Source organism: Bradyrhizobium denitrificans, from assembly GCF_013179005.1.
Taxonomy (GTDB): domain Bacteria; phylum Pseudomonadota; class Alphaproteobacteria; order Rhizobiales; family Xanthobacteraceae; genus Bradyrhizobium; species Bradyrhizobium denitrificans.
This window is the reverse complement of sequence record NZ_JABFDP010000011.1, coordinates 187,283-204,718: the sequence shown is the minus strand read 5'-3', so window position 1 is coordinate 204,718 and position 17,436 is coordinate 187,283. Positions and strand designations below refer to the sequence as shown.

The following is a 17,436-nucleotide window of genomic DNA, read 5'->3' as shown; positions in this document are numbered from 1 at the left end:
GCGCCCGTCAGCTGCAAATGTCGAGAATGGCCAGCATGTAGATGCGGATCATGTCGAGATAGTCGGGAACGTCGACGCGCTCATCCGGCATCGTATTGTACCGGCCGCCAGGGCCACACACGATGCCCTGCATCCCGCCGGAAGTATAGAGATGGCCGGCGTCTGTGCCATAGAAGCAGCTCGGTGCGACCGGCCCCGTCGGCTGCGCCGCGCCGCGCACGGCACGATAGGCTTCGTTGACCGCGCGCACGATCGGGCTGTCCGGTGCCACCTCGAACGGCGGCATGGTCGGCACGCCGGCGCGGTCCTCCGACATCAGATGCGCCTTGAGGCCGGGAAACCGCGCCTCGAGCGCATCGAGCTCGCGCCGCATGTCGGCCAGCGCGCCCTGCTCGGTCTGGCCGGGCGCATAGCGGCCGGAGCCCTTGATGCGGACGAAATCCGCCACCTGCGGCGTCCGCCACTCGTGCAATTCGCGGCCGAGCGCGCCGTGAACGACGCCGACATGGACACGGTTGATCGCCTCATGCGCGGGCGAGCGGGCACCCGAGAACGTCATGGTATTGAGGCGCGGAATGAGATCGCAGGCCGCCATGATGGCATCGACCGCCTGCTCGCGCTTGGACAAATGCCGCGTATTGCCGACGAGCTCGATGATGAACATGAACGCCGCCGCATGCATGGTCATCGCCTGGAGGTCGGTCGGCTCGGAATTGATGAAATAGTCGGCGCGCAGCCCCTGCTCGATCAGCGAATAGGTGCCGACGCCGCCCTGCAGCTCGCCGACCACATAGGTCAGGATGACATCGCCCCTGAGCTTCACGCCCGCATCGATCAGCGTCTTGACCGCGCAGAAATAGGCCGCGTCGCCAGCCTTCATGTTGGACACGCCGATGCCGTAGATGAACTTGTCGTCGACCTTCCCTTCCCAGGGATCGACGGTCCAGCCTTCGGTCACCGGGTTGGTGTCGACATGGCCGTTGAACAGCAGGCTCTTCCCACCCCCGCTGCCCTTCCAGCGTCCGACGGCATTGACCCGGCCTTCGGTGCCGAACGGAGCCACGGCGGCGTCCAGGCCGATTTCGCGCATCCGCTCCGCCATGAAGGTCGCGAGCTGCTTCTCACCCTCCGTTTTCGAATAGCTCTTGTGCTGTACCATGCGCGACAGCAGCGCGAGCGCCCCGGGGACGTCGATGCGGGCGAGCAGTTCGTTGCGATCCATGTGTTGCAATCCTTGCGGTCAGCCGACAGGCGCCGGCGACGCCGCCATCAATTCGCGGGTGTAAGGGTGAACGTCATCGGTCCCGAACGCGTCGATGGCGCGGCTGTCGACCAGCTGACCATGACGCATCACGACGATGCGGTGCGCAATCTGGCGGATCAGATTGAGATCGTGGGTGATGAACAGATAGGCCGCGCCGGTCTCGGCCCGCAGCGCCAGCAACAGATCGATGATCTGCGCTTGCACGGAGACGTCGAGCGGCGCGGTGATCTCGTCGCAGATCACGAGCCGCGGGCGCGCTGCAAACGCGCGGGCGATCGCAACGCGCTGTTTCTCGCCGCCGGACAGCTGGTGCGGCCAGCGTGTGGCATAGGAGGCCGGCAACCGGACCTGCTCCAGGAGCCGCGGCACGGCAGCGGTATCGCCGCCATACAGCTTCAACGGGCGCGACAGGATCTCACCGATGCGATGGCGCGGATTGAGCGAGGAGTCCGGATGCTGGAACACGATCTGGACATCGCGGCGGTAGCCGGCGCCCATGTCGCCCGCGCCGCGCAACGTGCCGCCGTCGAAACTGATCGCGCCGGAGAACCGGGCGAGACCGGTCAGGGCGCGCGCGATCGAGGATTTGCCCGAGCCGGACTCCCCGACCACGCCGACGATCTCTCCGGCGCGGATGTCGATATCGACGGCCTTTGTCGCCGGCGGCGGCGCGGCGCGGAACAGCCCGGCCCTGCCATACTGGACCTCGATGCCGCGGGCCTGAAGCAGCACATCGGTACCGGGGATGTCGTGCACCAGCCGCCGCTCCGGCCGTGGCACCGCAGCGATCAGCGACCTGGTATAGTCGTGCTGCGGTCTGGAAAAGATCTCCGATGCCTTGGCCTGCTCGACGATGCGGCCGTGGCGGATGACTGCGACGCGATCGGCGACACGGGTCATCATCGCCAGATCGTGCGAGATATAAAGCGCCGCGACGCCCGTCTCGGCGCGCAGACGCGCAAACAGATCGATGATGCGGGCGCCGGTGATGACGTCGAGCGCCGTGGTCGGCTCATCGAACAGGATGACGTCCGGCCGGCAGCCGAAGGCGGTGGCGATGATCACGCGCTGCTTCTCACCGCCGGAAATCTCGTGCGGATAGCGACGCAGCACCGCGGCCGGGTCGCGCAGCTCGACATGACCGAGCAGCTCGATCGCGAGCGCCTTGGCGTCCCGGGCGTTCAGATCGCGGTGGCGCATCAGCGCCTCGGTGATCTGGCGACCGATCGTGAGCGTCGGGTTGAGCGCCGTCGACGGATCCTGGAACACCATGCCGATCCGGCGGCCGCGGACCGCGGTGAGCTGCTTGGCCGTCAGGGATTGCAGGTCGATATCGCCGAGCTGCAGCGACCCGGAGATTTCGCGCGCATTGGCCGGCAGATGGCGCATCAAGGCCCAGGCCAGCGAACTCTTGCCGGAGCCGGATTCTCCGACGAGGCCGAGCACCTCGCCCGGCGCGATGGCGAGCGATACGTCGCGCAGCACAGGGACGACGCCCGAAGCCGTCAAATAGTCGAGCCCGTAATTGTCGATCGTGAGCGCAGCTCTCATCGATCATCTCTCGGGTTGAGCGCATCGCGCAAGGCATCGCCGACGAGATTGAACGCAATCGCCGACAGCGCGATCGCGGCCGAGGGCGCGATCAGGATCCACGGGGCGCGGTGCATGTATTGGCGTGCATCGGCGACCATCAGGCCCCATTCCGACGCGGGCGGCTGCGCGCCGAGGCCAAGGAAGCTGAGCGTCGCGAACAGCATGACCGCGAACGACACCCGGATGGTAGCCTCGATGATGATCGGCCCCATCACATTGGGCAGCATCTCACGGAAGATGACGTGAGCCGCCGCCTCGCCGCGCGCGACCGCCGCCTTGACATAGTCCTGATTGCGCACGGCCAGCGCCACCGAGCGCGTCACCCTGGCCATACCCGGCGCAAAGGCCAGCGCAATTGCGACCACGGCATTGCCCGCGCCATTGCCGAGCGTGCTGACCAGCAGCAGCGCCATCAGCAGACCGGGGATCGCCATCACGGCATCGTTGGTGCGCATGATCGCCTCGTCGGACTTGCCGCCGAGATAGGCCGAGCCGATCCCGATCACGGCGCCGATCGCGCTGCCGGCCAGCGTGGCCGCAAGCGCCATCGGCACGGTCGCCCGCGCACCGGACAGCAGCCGGCTCAGAACATCGCGGCCGAATTGATCGGCACCGAGCCAGTTCTGCCATCCCGGAGCCCGGAAGCGGCCGAGAAAGTCCATCTTTTCCGGACCGTAGGGCGCAAGCCATGGTCCGAGGAGACAGAGGATGGCGAGCGCGACGAGCAGTGTCAGCCCGATCACGCCCTGCGGCTTGCGGATCATCCGTTGCAGCAGCTCAGTCATAGCGGATCCGCCGGTCAAGCAGGGCGTAGACCACGTCGGCAAGCGTGTTGGTGATCGCGTAGGTCGTCGCCATGATCATGGCGCCGGCCTGGATCGACGGCAGATCGCGGGTGGTGATCGCGATCATCAGCGCACGGCCAATGCCGGGAATGGCGAAGATCTCTTCGATGACGATGATGCCGCCGAGCAGATAGCCGACATCGAGCGCAACGATGGTGATGACCGGCAGCAGCGCGTTGCCCATGACGTGCCGCACCAGCACCGTGCGCTCCGGCAGGCCCTTCAGCCGAGCGGCACGGACGTAGTCGGATTGCAGCACGTCGAGCGTTTCGGAGCGCATCATGCGCATGACATGCGCGACGAGAATCACCGATACGGTCAGGACCGGCAGCGCCAGATGACGCAGCGCCAGCCCAATGTTCTCCAGCGGCGACACGTAGCCGGTCGCCGGCAGCCACGGCACGATATCCGTCAGCAGCAGCGCCAGCACGGTCGCGGTCACGAACTCCGGCAGCGACACGCCGAGATAGGCGATCACACTGGTGGCGGTGTCCGCCACCCTGCCCTGGCGCAGCGCGGCAAACATTCCCATCGGCACCGCGACCAGGAGGGTCAGAGCAAGGGAGCCTGCCGCGAGCAGCAGCGACCGCGACAGCGCCGTCAGCATCTCCGGCGCCACCGGCAGGCCGGTTCGCATCGAGACGCCGAAATTGCCGCTCACCGCGCGCGCGACCCAATGCACGAACTGCAGCCAGACCGGATCATCGAGCCCGAGCCGCGTGCGGACGGCGGCGAGCGCCTCGGGCGAGGCGTTTTCGCCCAGCAAGGTCTGCGCGGCATCGGCCGGCAGCGCCTGCGTGATGGCGAACACCAGCACGCACACGATGGCGACCGTATAGATCATGAGCAAGAGCCGCCGCAGCAGCCAGGCGAACGACACCGGAGAACCTCGTCTCAGGCGCGCTTGGGCGCACCGGCGCCGAGCGAGACCAGATCGAGCCGGAACACCGATCCGCGCGGATGCAGCTGATAGCCTTCGACATAAGCCCGTTGTGCCGCGAGAATGTCGAAGAACACCGGGATGACCGACGGCACCTCCTCGGTCATCATCGCCTGCGCCCGCTCATAGAGCGCTGCGCGGTTGGCGTCATCGGTCTCACTGCGGGCGGCGGTGATGAGTTCGTCGAAGCGCGGGTTGTTCCAGCGCGTCTCGTTCCAGGCGGCATCCGAGGTGTAGAGCAGCTTGAAGATCGCATCGGCCGTCGGCTGCATATTGTAGAAGCCGACATAGAAATTGCCTTTCTTCCAGACCTGATCGAGATAGGTCGCATGCGGCATGGTTTGCACGTTGATGCGGAATCCTGCCGGAGCGGCCATCTCGCGGATCGCGACGCCGAGTTGCGTGCGCGTGTCGGGCTTGTCGGAAGCAACCATGGTCAGGTCGATGCCGGACGGATAGCCAGCCGCGGCCAGCAGCTGCTTGGCCTTCGCGATATCCGGCTTCTTCAACGCGCTATCCTTGTAGAAGCGATAGGCCGGGCTGAGCGGCGTGTCGTTCCCGGGCGTGCCATAGCCGCCAGCGACGAACCCCGCCATGGCTTGGCGATCGATGGTCAGCGCCAGCGCCTGGCGCACGCGAACGTCGTTGAAAGGCTTCTGATCGCAGCCCATGTTGACATTGAGGAACTGCCCCGAGGGAACCCGCAGCGCCTTGACACCGGCGGCCTTGCCGAGCCGCTCATATTCGCCGGGCGTGGTCGACAGCATCAGATCGATGTCGCCCGAGATCAGAGCCGACGCTTCGGCGGTGCGATCGGGATAGACCAGAATCTCGACCCGATCGAGCGCGGGCCGAGCCGGATCGTAATAGGCCGGATTGCGCTCCACCACGATCTTGCGGTCCGGCTCGTAGGACACGAGCCTGAAGGGGCCCGACCCGTTCGCCTTCGTCGCGAGGCTGGCAAGGTCGCTGGCGATCACTTTCGCCGGCACGATGCGCGCATTGGTGTAGGCGAGCGCGACCGGGAAGTCGGCGAAGGACCCGGACAGCGTGAACTTCACCGTGGCGGCGTCGACGGCCGCAACATCCCTGATGGGACCGACATTGGTGCGCGCGGGCGAGGCCGTCTTCGGATCGAGGATCGCCTTGAAGGTCGCGACGACATCGTCGGCCGTCAGCGGTGAGCCGTCGTGAAAGCTGACATTGGGCCGCAGCTTGAACGTCCACTCGGTCAACCCCGCCGCATGTTGCCAGGACAGCGCCAGATCCGGCTCGACCGCCATATCCGGCTTCAGCCGGGTCAGGTTGGAATAGAGCAATTCGGTGATGAGATATTCCGGATTGACGCGCGCCAGCAGCGGATGGATGACCGCAGCGCCCTGGTCGACGGAGATGCGCAGCACGCCGCCGCGCTTCGGCGCCTCGGCGGCGAGGGAGATTTGCGGCAAGGCGCCCAACGCGAGCGCGGTGCCAGCGAGGAAATGGCGACGGGTGACGGACGGCATCAGGGCAGAGTCCTCTTAGGGCGTCATGGTTTCGGGAGAGAGTTCGGGACAGAACTCGACTGAAAGATAGGCCAGCACCGATTTCGCCAATGCGACGATGTCGGTCAGCGTGGTCGACTCGCCTGGCGCGTGAATGCGGCTGTCGGGCTTGCCGAGACCGGTGAGCAGCACCTCCTGCATGCCGGTGGCCTGCTGCACCCAGCCGAAATCGGAGCAGCCGGAGGCGCCCCAGCGTGCGAAGTCCTCGGCGGCGTAACCGAACCCGGCCGAAAGCGCCCGCTGCCAGCGCGGCCAGTGGGGACCGCCGGGGTCGGCGGTCGGCGCCAGATGACCGGTGAGGATGATGTCGAGATCGAGGCCGCTTGCGGCCTGCCTGATCACGGTCTCGATCTCGCTGCGCGCGGCGGCAAACTGCTCTTCGGGCGCGTAGCGACGGCACAACAGGATCTCGAACTGCGACGGGATCTGTCCGCCACACTGCCCGCCATGAACGGCCGAGATGTCGAGGCTCGCGGTGAGCGGCCCGGTTGCCTGCGGCGGTGGCGGCAAGGCCGACGTCCGCTGCGCGATCACGGGCTTCAGGCCGGCGAGCGCAGTGAGGATCGGCAGCGCCGCTTCGATCGCATTGGCGCCGGCGCTGCGCTGCTCGCCGGCATGGGCCGCCTTGCCGCGCACGCGCACCGTCAGCGTGAACAGGCCGAAGCAGCCGGCCCAGATTCGCGGCATGGCGCTGCCGTTGAAGTTCAGAATGTGCCCTTCGAGGCGTCCCTGCTCTGCAAGATAGCGGACGCCCGGATAGAGCCCGGCCTCCTCGTCCGTGCACAGCAGCAGCATCGGATCATAAGCGAGCACTAGGCCCGTCTGCTGCGCGGCGCGCAATGCGAGCAGCGCAGCCGCTATCGATCCCTTCATGTCCGCAGCGCCGAGGCCGAACAGGCGATCACCCTCGCGGGCGAGCTGCAGCGGATCACCGGCCCAACCGTGCGCCGCCGGCACGGTGTCGACGTGGAAATACAGCCCGAGCACCGGCCGGCCGGAGCGGCGCCGCGCAATCAGGTTCGTGCGCTGCCCGCGCGCGCCGGGCGCCCGCCAAAGCTCCTCGGGAACGATCACGCGCTCGCAATCCAGCGCCAGCGGGACAGCGAGCTGCTCCATCAGATCGGCAAAGGCCTCATAGCCGGCGCCCGGCGGAAAGCTGGTGTCGACCGCCACCATGCTGCGCAAATCATCCACCGCGGTTTCGGACAGCCGCTCGATCGCCGCGAAGGCGCCAGCCAGGCTGGCCGCGCCCCGATCCGGGATGTCCAGAGAAATCATTTGCCGCTAACCCAATCCTATATTCTATATAGAAATAGAGAACACGACGTGGCACTTGTCAATTCCATGAAACAGGCAGGCGTGGCCAGCAAAGCGGCAGACGGCATGGGGGCAGGTCCAGGCGGACTGCCGGTGCCGTTGTACGAACATGTCAAACGGCAGATCGCCGAGGCGATCCTGATCGGCGACCTTCCCCCGGGGACGGTGCTGCCCGGCGAGGTCGCGCTCGCCGATCAATATGGCGTAGCTGTCGGCACCATCCGCCGTGCGCTGGCCGATCTCACCGCCGGCGGCATGCTGATGCGCCGGCGCAAGACCGGCACGGTCGTCACCGGTCGCGCATCACAGCATGGGCTCAGTTTCTTCTTCCAATATTTCCGCCTGCTCGGCGCCGACGGCAGCCTGCTCCAATCCGAGGCCGAGGTGCTGTCGGTGATCATACGACCGGCCGCCCCGACCGAGGCGGCGCTGTTCGCCGTGGCGGTCGGCGAGAAGCTGCTGCACCTGCATCGCATCCGGCGCGTCGGCGGTGCGCCGGTGCTGCATTCGCGCATCTCGCTGGTCGCCAGTCGCGTGCCGCAGTTTCCGCGCGAGACGAAGAAGGTTCCCGCCCTGATCTATCGCCACCTGCTCGAGGCCTACGGCATCCGCATCGCGGCCGTGCGGGAGAAGGTGACCGCCGAGGTCGCGACCAAGGAGGACCGCAAGCTCCTCGGCCTCGCGGCGCCGAGCGCCGTGCTGGTCATCGACGAGGAGGCCTACGACCAGACCGGCGCATTGGCGATCCTCAGCCAGCACCGCGCGACGACGGCGCAGCACTATTATTCCAACGAGATCCGCTGAGACGCGAATGTTCGTCCAACGTGCCGCAGCGCGGCCGATCGCCAGCGATCAGCAGTGCCTCCTCACGCCCGCAGGATGCAGCGTGATCTCGAGGGTCACGCCTGGGTTGGTGCCGCCGCCAGTTCGACGCCGCAACAGATGCGGCCGCCGTCGATCACGAACCGACCGGCCAGGCGCGCAACGTCGGCCGGCCAATCGCGCTTGAGAACCCGCGCCTCGAAGGCTCCGGCCGGCCAGTCGATCGTCAACTCCACATCGCTGAATTCGAGGAAGCCGCGGGTGATCGGATACTGACATTTGTAGTAAGCCTCCTTCGCGCTGAAGAACAGGATCGGCAGGATCGGCTGCAGCTCCTGCGGCTGGCGACGAAGCCACGCCCGCTCCCCTGATGTCAGGACCAGGTCGTGCATCGACGGCTCGAACTCACGCACATCCTCGATGTCGAGACCGAGCGCCCGGACATCGCGGCTGCGCGCGACGACCACGGCGCAATAATCGGCGCAATGCGAGATGCTCCCCGTATAGCCGGAGGGCCAGACCGGCGCCCGGTCGGCCCCTGGGACGAGCGATATCGGGGTCGCGCCGAGCGAGGCGAGCGCCCGGCGCGCCAACATGCGCGCGGTCGCGAATTCGGCGCGCCGCTTGGCGACTGCAGCTCTGACATGGGCCAGTTCCTCCGGGAACAGCTCCTCATCGCCGTGACAGATCTCCGAGGCGACGACCACGACCGGACGTCGAAACAGCTCGGCGATTTCCATGACAGAACTCTCCACCACATCCGGCTCGCGCGCGCACATGGTGCTTCACGAAATCAAGCCGTCAGCCGCGCGTCGGGCTGCTCTTCACGTTGGAGCACGCGCATGCGGCGGATTCAAGCTTGCGCCGGGCCTCTCGGGTTCACCCCGTCAAACTTGGGGGGTGGAGACAACAGCAAGAGCTTCGCAGCCATCATTGCGCGGTTCGGCCCGGCTCCGATCCCAGCGGATTGCGCTGAATGGGCAGCCCGAACGGGTCGGACGGCAACACGGTCGGCCGCGGCGGCGCGCTCCACGGGGATGGCTGGCCACGTCCCGTCTGGGCTCGCGGCACGCCGAACTGACGGCTGGCCGGCGGCGACGGCGCCGTCGCTTGCGGGTACAGCAGCGTCTGCGGCGGAGCTTGCGCAGGCGCGGCACTCTGCGGCGGCGATGCCGGTTGCACGGGCGCAGCCGGTTGCGGCGAGACGGCGGACTGCGGGCCCGTGGAGGGCGACGGCGATGCGGAGCTCGAGGCCGGCGCCGACGCAGCCGGCTGCGCCGGCGCGGTGGACTGTGCGGCGTCGGCCGGCTTCGGCTGCGCCGCCGCGACGGCCGCGTCCTGTTTCTCACCCGAGAGCGCCTCGTTGGTCTTGAACATGTCGGCGCCCAGGATCAGCGGCAGCTCCTTCGATGAATTCCCGATCACCACCACCTTGGCATTGTTCGACTTGGCGAGCTGCAGGGTCGCCTCGATGCCTTGCCAGGTCAGCAGCGCGGGCGTGAGACTCGAGCCGACGATGGTCTGGAAATCGCGGATGCCGGCCGCCTCGATGCGGCGACGCGCAGCCTCACCCTCGACCGACTGCAGAATATACATGTAGGCCTGGGCCCGCTGCTCCTCGGCGAGCTTGTGGTCGATCGCCTCGTTGATCTGCTGGGGCAACTCCACGCGCCTGATGATCACCTTGACGAGGCGCACCAGATCAACCGGAAATTCACTGATGGCCTCGCTGAGGACACGGCTTTCCAGTTCCTGATTGGAGAGCAGATAGAGCTGGTCGCCGGTGATCTTGCCGACGACGTCGCGCACCCCGCCGCTGATCGCCGGCTCGACGATTTTCTCGAAATAGTCCGGCCCCAGTTGACGGTTGAGCTCGGCGAGCTTGCCGGGCGCGGGTGTCGCGAACACCGTCACATCGACCGAGATCGTCAATCCGCCCTGGCTCAGCGCCTCGACCTTGTAGCTGCGTGAAATCAGCCGGGTGTCGTAGATCCGCACCGAATTCCACGGCCATTGCAGGTGCAGGCCCTCATTGTAGACCACGTTGTCGCTGGTGCCGCCGAAGAACAGCGAATATCTGACCCCGGCAAAGCCCGGCGGAATGACGATGAAAATGTGCCACCAGGAATAGATGACGAGGAAGCTGACGATCGCGAGCGTGACCAGGAACGCCGTCCTGAGGCGAGCGCGCAGCCGTCCGCCGCCGCCCATCTGCAGATCCGGCATCGGGACATGTTTCATACGCGCGCCTCCTGCGAGCGGATGCTGCCCTGCTCCATGTAGATCACCCGGTCGGCAACGCCATAATAGCGATCGTCATGCGTCACCGCCACGATCGTCTTGCCCTGCGCCTTCAACTCCGGCAGCAGCTTCGTATAATAATAGTCGCGCGACGTGACATCCTGGTCCGCCGCCCATTCGTCGAACACCATGATCGGCTTGTTCTCGAGCAGCGCGCCGATCATCGCCAGCCGCTTGCGCTGGCCGGTCGACAGATCGAGCGTCGAGAACGCGCCGTCAACGAACTTCACCATGCGATCCAGACCGAACCGGCGCAGCAGGTCGTCGACGCGCCCAGGGTCGGTATCACGCAGGCCGTAGAGCCGGTCGAACAAATGAAAATCAGCGAATACCACCGAGAACAGTTGACGATAGCGCGCCGCATTATGCGGGCGGACCGCGGCGCCGTTCCATACCAGCTGGCCGCCGAGCGGGCGGTACAAGGCGAGCAACAGTAGCAGCAGCGTCGACTTGCCGCTGCCATTGCCGCCGGCGATGAACACGATCTCACCAGGCCGTAGCGACAGATCGATGGGGCCGACGCGAAAGCCCTGCCCGGCCTCGGCGCCGCCATGCTCAAACGTCAACTCGCGCAACCCGATCGAGTGGAATTCCGGATCAGCCAACAATGACGTCGGCTGCGCGTCGCGCTCGGCGCTGTCCAGCCACGCCTCGACCGACCAGATGTGCTCCGCCGCGGCATTGGCCTTGATCGCCTCCGGCAGCGCCCGCACGAAGACCTCCATCGGTCCGGCAATGAACAGGATGATATAAGTGATCTTCTCGATGACCAGCCGATCGACCTGGTATTGCGGCAGAATGAAAATGATGGCCGCGAGCAGCATATAGAAGAAGGTCTGGCTGGAGGCGAGGCCCTTGAGAAACTGGCGCTGCGACTGGATGCGCAGCTCCCGCGCCTGTGCGCCGTAGCCGAGAATGTAATTGTCGAGCAGATCATCGCCCTTCTCCGGCGCGATCTTGATCTCGCGGAAGCCATAGACGAGATGGCGGATGCTGTCGAACAACCGGCGCTCGCTCTCGCTCGCGGCGTCCAGGATCGTCCGGCTCGAGCGTTGGCTGCGCCGGTAGTAGATGATCGCCGCACACACCAGCACGCACAGCATGATGAACGCGAACATCGACAGGGTCGCGACATAGAAGGCGGAGAACAGCAGCATCACCGCCGATGACGCCCCGATCACGATCGACTCGCTGGCCTCCGAGATCACGAAGCAATCATGCGACAACGTCCCGATCAGGCGCTCGCGGTTCATCGCATCGAGCGCCTGAAGGTCGATGTCGCGGAGCTTGCGCACGATGTTCTCGCGTATGCGCGTGAGCATCGCCTGGACGATGATCGCCGTCCGCGACAGGGCATAATTGCGCGTCCAAAGAAAGATTGTCGCCAGCAGAGCGAACAGCAGCAGATTCGGCAGCGTCGCGCCGGCCTCCCCACCTCCGACCACCGCATTGACCACCGCCATGGAGGCGCCCATGGCGATGCCGGACAGCGCCGTCATCAGCGCCAGACTCAGCGCTTCACGCGGGGCGTCCGATTTGTCGCGGATCAGTGCGGTGTAGCTCGGTATCGGCCCCATGCGGGAGCAGCTCCTGCGCGTCTCACGCGGTCAATGATGAATCCGGGCCACCACCGGCTCGGGACGCGCCAGGAACATGCGGTCCGAACTCGACAACGGCTGCAAGCCGTCGATCCAGGTCGCGCTGTCATCGAAACGGGCAAAGAACGGTCGCTTGACCCAATCCGAGACCCGCGCCTGCACGTAGCTGAGGACGAAGCTGCGGGTGCCGCCCACATCCGCAACACCGTCGACCGCGACCTTGCCCATGTCGGTCGACATGATCGGCCCGCGCGCCGAGCGCGCCAGGCCGGAGACCTGCCTGATGCCACCGCGGTAGATCTCGAGTGCGCGCGCCAGCGGCACCTCGAAGAATGCGCGCGGCCCGGTGTCGCGGAGCACGAACATATAATAGGGCACGATGCCCTGCCGGACCTCGCGGCTCCAGAGCTCTTGCCAGATCCGGGCGTCGTCATTGACGCCGCGGACGACAGGCGATTGGCTGCGCAGCACCGCGCCGGTCGACAACAGGCGTTGCACCGCACGACGCGCAGCCGCCGTCTCGAGCTCGCGCGGATGGCTTATATGCAGCATGATCGCCAGATGACGACCGGAGCGGACCACCTCTTCGAGAAGCGCGATCAGATCGTCGGCGTCGTCATCGGTGGTGAAACGGTAGGGCCAGAAGCCCAGCATCTTGGTCCCGATGCGGATGGTCGTGACATGGGCGAGATCAGCACCAAGCAGCGGCAGGAGATAGCGGCGCAAGACCGACGCCCGCATGATCAGCGGGTCACCGCCGGTCAGCAGCACGTCGGAGATCTCCTTGTGCACTTTAATATACGCGACGAAGCGCTGGCTCTCGTCGGTCGCCATCCGCAGATCCCGGTTGCCGATGAATTGCGGCCAGCGGAAGCAGAACGAGCAATAGGCCGCGCAAGTCTGGCCGCTGGCTGGAAAGACCAGGCAGGTCTCGGCATATTTGTGCTGCAGCCCCGACACCCCACTACCGCCGAGTTCCGGCATGTTCATCGTCATCTGCCGCCCGGGATGGGGATTGAAGCGCCGGTGAATCGCCGCCGTCACCTCGACCGGAGCCGAACCGCCGACGCGCATTGCCCGTTCCAACGCGTCGAAGTCGGCCGAATCGAGCATATGACGATCCAGCATCGTCAGGCGGTAGAACGGATCCTCATCCGGCTCGGCCCAATCGATCAGTTCATCGAGCACATAATTGTTGACCCGGAACGGCAGCACCTGCCCGACGACTCTCATGTCGTGCAGGGCTCGGTCCGGAATGTCGCGGTAGCGGCGTAAAATGTCGAGGTGCTGCAGCCCGTACAGCTTGAGAGACTTTCCCGCCACGCGCGACCTCGCACCAAATATCCGGCCCCTTCGACCCACGGACAATCATCCACGCGGATCGGAAACCACGACGACAAACAGCCGTCGTCGAAGCGACGACAGATGAACGCAAGCTGATGACTAAACGGAAACGCCGGAAGACAAGTTCGCGACTGACCGCCCCTGATCTCGTCGCCCTTCTCTCAGCATGAACACTGCCCGACCGCGACTGTAGGTAGCCACCGAATTGTTGTCAATCAATCGGACGGGTCCTACACATCAAGCGCCTTGCATGACCGAGTATCGTCATCCAGACTAATCTGGTTGATTCATGTGAGAGTGACACATGCCTCTGATCCTGGTCGCTTTCTATATTCTCCTCTGTCTATTTGTCGGATTTTTGGGGCGTTACACGCGTCCGGGACCGTGGATCATCTTCATTCTATCTCTCATCTTCACGCCATTCGTCATTCTGCTGCTGATGGTCGTGTTTGGTGAGCCATCGCGACCGCAGCGCACGAGCTGATTTCAGATGTGCGGGCTGGCGGGCGTCTGGTGCTGGGATACGCCGATCGACCGCCCGGCCATTGCCCGGGCGCTCGGCTTGCTGGACCATCGCGGCCCCGATGGAAACGGGCTGTGGATATCCGAGGACGGCAAGGTTGCGCTGGGCCATACAAGGCTCAGTATCATCGATCTTGTCACCGGCGAGCAGCCGCTGTCGCATCCCAACGGCAAGCTTCAACTCGTCGTCAACGGCGAGTTCTATGATTACGAACGCATCCGCAACGATTTGACGGCCCGCGGCGCACGATTCAGGACCCGCTCCGACAGCGAGATCGCCCTGTGGCTATATAACGACTCCGGCACGCGCTGCTTCGCCGATCTCAACGGCGAGTTTGCTTTCATTCTCTGGGACGCCGGCGCCGGCCGCCTGATCGCTGCACGGGACAGGTTCGGCATCAAGCCCCTGTTCTACGCCGTCCAATCCGGACGCATTCTGCTCGCGTCGGAGATCAAGGCTCTGCTGGCGATGGGCGTGCCGGCGCAATGGGACGTCGAGGGCTTTCTCGATGCAGCCCATGTGCTGCAGGACGGAACGCTGTTTTCCGGCATCCGCCAAGTCCCGCCAGGTTGTTATCTCTCGGCCACGCGGCACGGCATTACCATTCAACGCTATTGGGACGCTCCCTTCGCGTCGGCGCTGTCACCGATCGAGGACGAGCATGGCGCGCTCGATCAGATCCGCGCCCAAATGTCGCGGGCGACGCGATGGCGGATGCGCGCCGACGTACCGGTCGCGGCCTATCTCAGCGGCGGCATCGATTCGATGTCCGTACTCGCGCTGGCAGCCGCCACGACGAACCGGGCACCGGACGCATTCACCATCGCCTATGAAGACGCGGCCTACGACGAGAGCCATCGCGCAGAGAGCTTTGCGACGCAATTGGGTGCCCGCTTCCATCGCGTACCCGTCAACGGCGCGGCACTGGCGGACCATTTCGCAACCTCGCTCTGGCACAGCGAGACCGCGTGCTTCAACCCGCACGGCACGGCCAAATTCATCCTCAGCAAGGCCGTACGTGATGCTGGCTATAAAGTCGTTCTGACCGGTGAAGGGGCCGATGAGATCTTCGCCGGCTATGCACCTTCGCGTGTCGATGCGCTCGGCGGCAGTGCGGCCATGCAGGCGATGATCGCTACACGCGACCGCGCGACCTATGCGGTGACGCCGCAGCACACGGCGACCGACCAGCTCCCACTCATCGCGCAGAGATTTGGTACGGTGCCGACCTGGTTGCGACACCAGATGGCCCACCTGCTGGGCGTCGCCGACCTGCTCCGCGATGATCTGCGCGCCGCATGGTCGACCGACCGGCCGTTGGCGGCCTTTCTGAAATATCTCGAGCCGTGGACCGTTCCTGCGCTCGATACGGTCGATCTCGGGATCGCCCTGATGCTCAAGACGACCCTGCCCAATTATGTCCTGGTCACGCTCGGCGACCGGATGGAGATGGCCCATTCCATCGAGGGCCGCCTGCCGTTCCTCGATCACCAGGTCGTTGAGCTGGCATGGCGGTTGCCCAGCCACTTGAAGATTCGCGACGGCGTTGAAAAATTCGCTTTGCGGCAAGCGATGCGCAACCTGCTGCCGGCAGACGCCGTCGACCGGCAGAAGCATCCCTTCATTGCGCCGCCGACCGCCACCGATGCCAAACACCCGTTCGGTGCCATGATCCGCGATGTGCTGCATGGGCCGGCTCTGGCCGCACTCCCATTCTTTGAGCCGAGAAAGGTGCGCAAGCTGATCGACCGTCTGACGTCACTCCCTCCAGAGGATCGCCTGCGGCTCGAACCGCTGCTCGTCGAGATCGCCAGCCTATGCATTATCCACGATCTTTTCAAAATGAGTTCATCCAGCGATCCGAGCGCGCAGCTATCAATCCAGATGCCGTCAACAGAGGCCTTGGCGTAAGAGCTTCCAGTTGACGTCAACCATCGCCACCTATATCTCTTCTTGCAGCTATCCTGATACTCGTCCTTTGCGAGTAGATCAGCTCTCCGGTCAAGTCGCGTTCCGTTTGTTGTGTAACGCTCACCATTTTCACCGCCCGTTCTGTTGTGCTCGTTCTTCCATGGTAACGCACGCGTCGGACTGATGCGCAGACGTTCTGTTGTCTATTGCGTCTTGATCAAGAGGGAGTCGTGAGCGTGCCAGCAATTTGTGTGGAGATACGCAGAGTTGGCGGCGCGCTGAGGATGCATGATCCATGCGCTCGCTTTGCATCACGCTGGCCGGTTCGGCCGAACGCGCCTCGACGCGCATCTTGAGCTCCGTCGAGCGGAGCGGTGCTTGGCGGCGACGTGCACGACAATCAACGACTGAAACACTTCGACGGCTGGGGGACCGCGGATGGGCATCAATGTGGACACGACGGCGTCGCTGTCGCGACGACAGGCGCATTGGGAGAAATCGTCGTCGATCCGGTCGCGGCCACGGCGCGTGCTGCGCAATGTCAGTCCCGATGAACACTTCTATCCCATAGCTCGTCAGCCCATTGCGCTGCATCCGCTGGTCAAGGCTCTCGGCACCGCCGCTCGGCAGCGCATTCTGCTGCAATCACTTTACAAATTCCTGAATGATATCGCGTTCGTCGAAACCCGGGTCGTCAGCGAGGTCTCGCTCGCGATTGCCAATGATCAGCTGCCATGGCCGTTTCCGGCGCAGCTGCGCGCCGACGTGCTCACCGTCGTCATCGACGAGGCCTTCCATGCCCATGTCGCGATCGACTTCATGGAGCAGGTACAGCGGCTGACCGGTGTCACGCCGCTGTCATTGCCGACGACCCTCACGGTCGAACAGGCGATCCGAAACGCTCTTCCCAAGCTGCCGGCTGATCTGCACATCGCGCTCAAGACGATCTCCGTCTGCATTGCGGAGAACTCCGTTACCAAGGATCTGATCGACGTGCATCGCGAGGACGGCCTCAATGAGACCTTCCATGCCGTAAACGGCGATCACATGATCGACGAGGTCCGCCACTGCCTGATCTTCGGCGATGTCCTCCGACATCTCTGGGGCGTCCTGACGCTTGCGCAGCGCCGTGCGATCGGTGCCGTTCTGCCCGACTTTCTCGGCGACTATCTTAGTCTCTCTCTGCAGAAGCAGTTCGACATCGACATTCTCGCCGACGTCGGGCTCGACGCACGCCAGATTGAGACCGTCATCGCCGCCACCCATCTCGACCAGGATCTCGCCACTTACCGCACCGTCAACCCGATCGTCGACAAGGTCGTGAACTTCCTGGCCGAAAGCGGCGTGCTCGACGATCCCGAGATCCGCAAGGCGTTCGAGGACCGGCGTCTGGTTGACAGTTGAGATCGCGGCGAGACCACGCTTTCTCGCCGA

General features: G+C 64.9%; 14 protein-coding genes. 4 read left to right on the top strand and 10 right to left on the bottom strand.

Annotated elements, in window-relative coordinates; all coding sequences use genetic code 11:
• Positions 1–7: 7 nt before the first annotated feature.
• From HL671_RS14200 to HL671_RS14175, 6 genes are read right to left on the bottom strand one after another with little or no spacing between them, the layout of a single operon-like run.
• A complete protein-coding gene (locus tag HL671_RS14200) occupies positions 8–1,222 on the bottom strand; it encodes a M20 family metallopeptidase (protein WP_172236755.1) in 1,215 nt (404 codons plus the stop codon).
• 18 nt (positions 1,223–1,240) lie between these two features.
• Positions 1,241–2,815 (bottom strand): nickel ABC transporter ATP-binding protein NikE, encoded by a 1,575-nt coding sequence (gene nikE, locus HL671_RS14195; RefSeq protein ID WP_172236754.1) that lies wholly within the window; start codon positions 2,813–2,815, stop codon positions 1,241–1,243.
• Positions 2,812–3,642, bottom strand: a complete 831-nt coding sequence (locus tag HL671_RS14190; RefSeq protein WP_041750726.1) for an ABC transporter permease — start codon at positions 3,640–3,642, stop codon at positions 2,812–2,814. Before HL671_RS14190 ends, nikE begins: the two co-directional genes overlap by 4 nt.
• The gene (locus tag HL671_RS14185) at positions 3,635–4,582 is read right to left on the bottom strand and encodes an ABC transporter permease (protein ID WP_172236753.1); all 948 of its coding nucleotides are present in this window, start codon (positions 4,580–4,582) and stop codon (positions 3,635–3,637) included. The genes HL671_RS14190 and HL671_RS14185 overlap by 8 nt, the downstream gene beginning before the upstream one ends.
• Before the next feature lie 14 nt (positions 4,583–4,596).
• The gene (locus HL671_RS14180) at positions 4,597–6,147 is read right to left on the bottom strand and encodes an ABC transporter substrate-binding protein (RefSeq protein ID WP_012043800.1); all 1,551 of its coding nucleotides are present in this window, start codon (positions 6,145–6,147) and stop codon (positions 4,597–4,599) included.
• Between the two features lie 15 nt (positions 6,148–6,162).
• A complete protein-coding gene (locus HL671_RS14175; protein WP_172236752.1) occupies positions 6,163–7,464 on the bottom strand; it encodes a M20 family metallopeptidase in 1,302 nt (433 codons plus the stop codon).
• A 66-nt stretch (positions 7,465–7,530) separates the two neighbouring features.
• Here HL671_RS14175 and HL671_RS14170 point away from each other — a divergent pair, with 66 nt between their 5' ends.
• Positions 7,531–8,307 (top strand): GntR family transcriptional regulator, encoded by a 777-nt coding sequence (locus tag HL671_RS14170; RefSeq protein ID WP_168167899.1) that lies wholly within the window; start codon positions 7,531–7,533, stop codon positions 8,305–8,307.
• Between the two features lie 95 nt (positions 8,308–8,402).
• Here the strand turns inward: HL671_RS14170 and HL671_RS14165 are convergent, their stop codons facing one another.
• From HL671_RS14165 to HL671_RS14150, 4 genes are all read right to left on the bottom strand, one after another.
• Positions 8,403–9,065, bottom strand: a complete 663-nt coding sequence (locus HL671_RS14165) for a 4'-phosphopantetheinyl transferase family protein (RefSeq protein WP_246579707.1) — start codon at positions 9,063–9,065, stop codon at positions 8,403–8,405.
• Between the two features lie 190 nt (positions 9,066–9,255).
• Positions 9,256–10,566 (bottom strand): prohibitin family protein, encoded by a 1,311-nt coding sequence (locus HL671_RS14160; protein ID WP_172236750.1) that lies wholly within the window; start codon positions 10,564–10,566, stop codon positions 9,256–9,258.
• Positions 10,563–12,203 (bottom strand): cyclic peptide export ABC transporter, encoded by a 1,641-nt coding sequence (locus HL671_RS14155; protein ID WP_172236749.1) that lies wholly within the window; start codon positions 12,201–12,203, stop codon positions 10,563–10,565. The genes HL671_RS14160 and HL671_RS14155 overlap by 4 nt, the downstream gene beginning before the upstream one ends.
• Before the next feature lie 30 nt (positions 12,204–12,233).
• Positions 12,234–13,547 (bottom strand): KamA family radical SAM protein, encoded by a 1,314-nt coding sequence (locus HL671_RS14150; protein WP_172236748.1) that lies wholly within the window; start codon positions 13,545–13,547, stop codon positions 12,234–12,236.
• A gap of 325 nt (positions 13,548–13,872) precedes the next feature.
• Here HL671_RS14150 and HL671_RS14145 point away from each other — a divergent pair, with 325 nt between their 5' ends.
• From HL671_RS14145 to HL671_RS14135, 3 genes are all read left to right on the top strand, one after another.
• A complete protein-coding gene (locus HL671_RS14145) occupies positions 13,873–14,052 on the top strand; it encodes a hypothetical protein (protein WP_012043793.1) in 180 nt (59 codons plus the stop codon).
• A gap of 6 nt (positions 14,053–14,058) precedes the next feature.
• Positions 14,059–16,002 (top strand): asparagine synthase (glutamine-hydrolyzing), encoded by a 1,944-nt coding sequence (gene asnB / locus HL671_RS14140; protein ID WP_172236747.1) that lies wholly within the window; start codon positions 14,059–14,061, stop codon positions 16,000–16,002.
• A 438-nt stretch (positions 16,003–16,440) separates the two neighbouring features.
• Positions 16,441–17,406: a diiron oxygenase gene (locus HL671_RS14135; RefSeq protein ID WP_172236746.1), complete on the top strand. Its 966-nt coding sequence runs from the start codon at positions 16,441–16,443 to the stop codon at positions 17,404–17,406.
• The last annotated feature ends 30 nt before the right edge of the window (positions 17,407–17,436 follow it).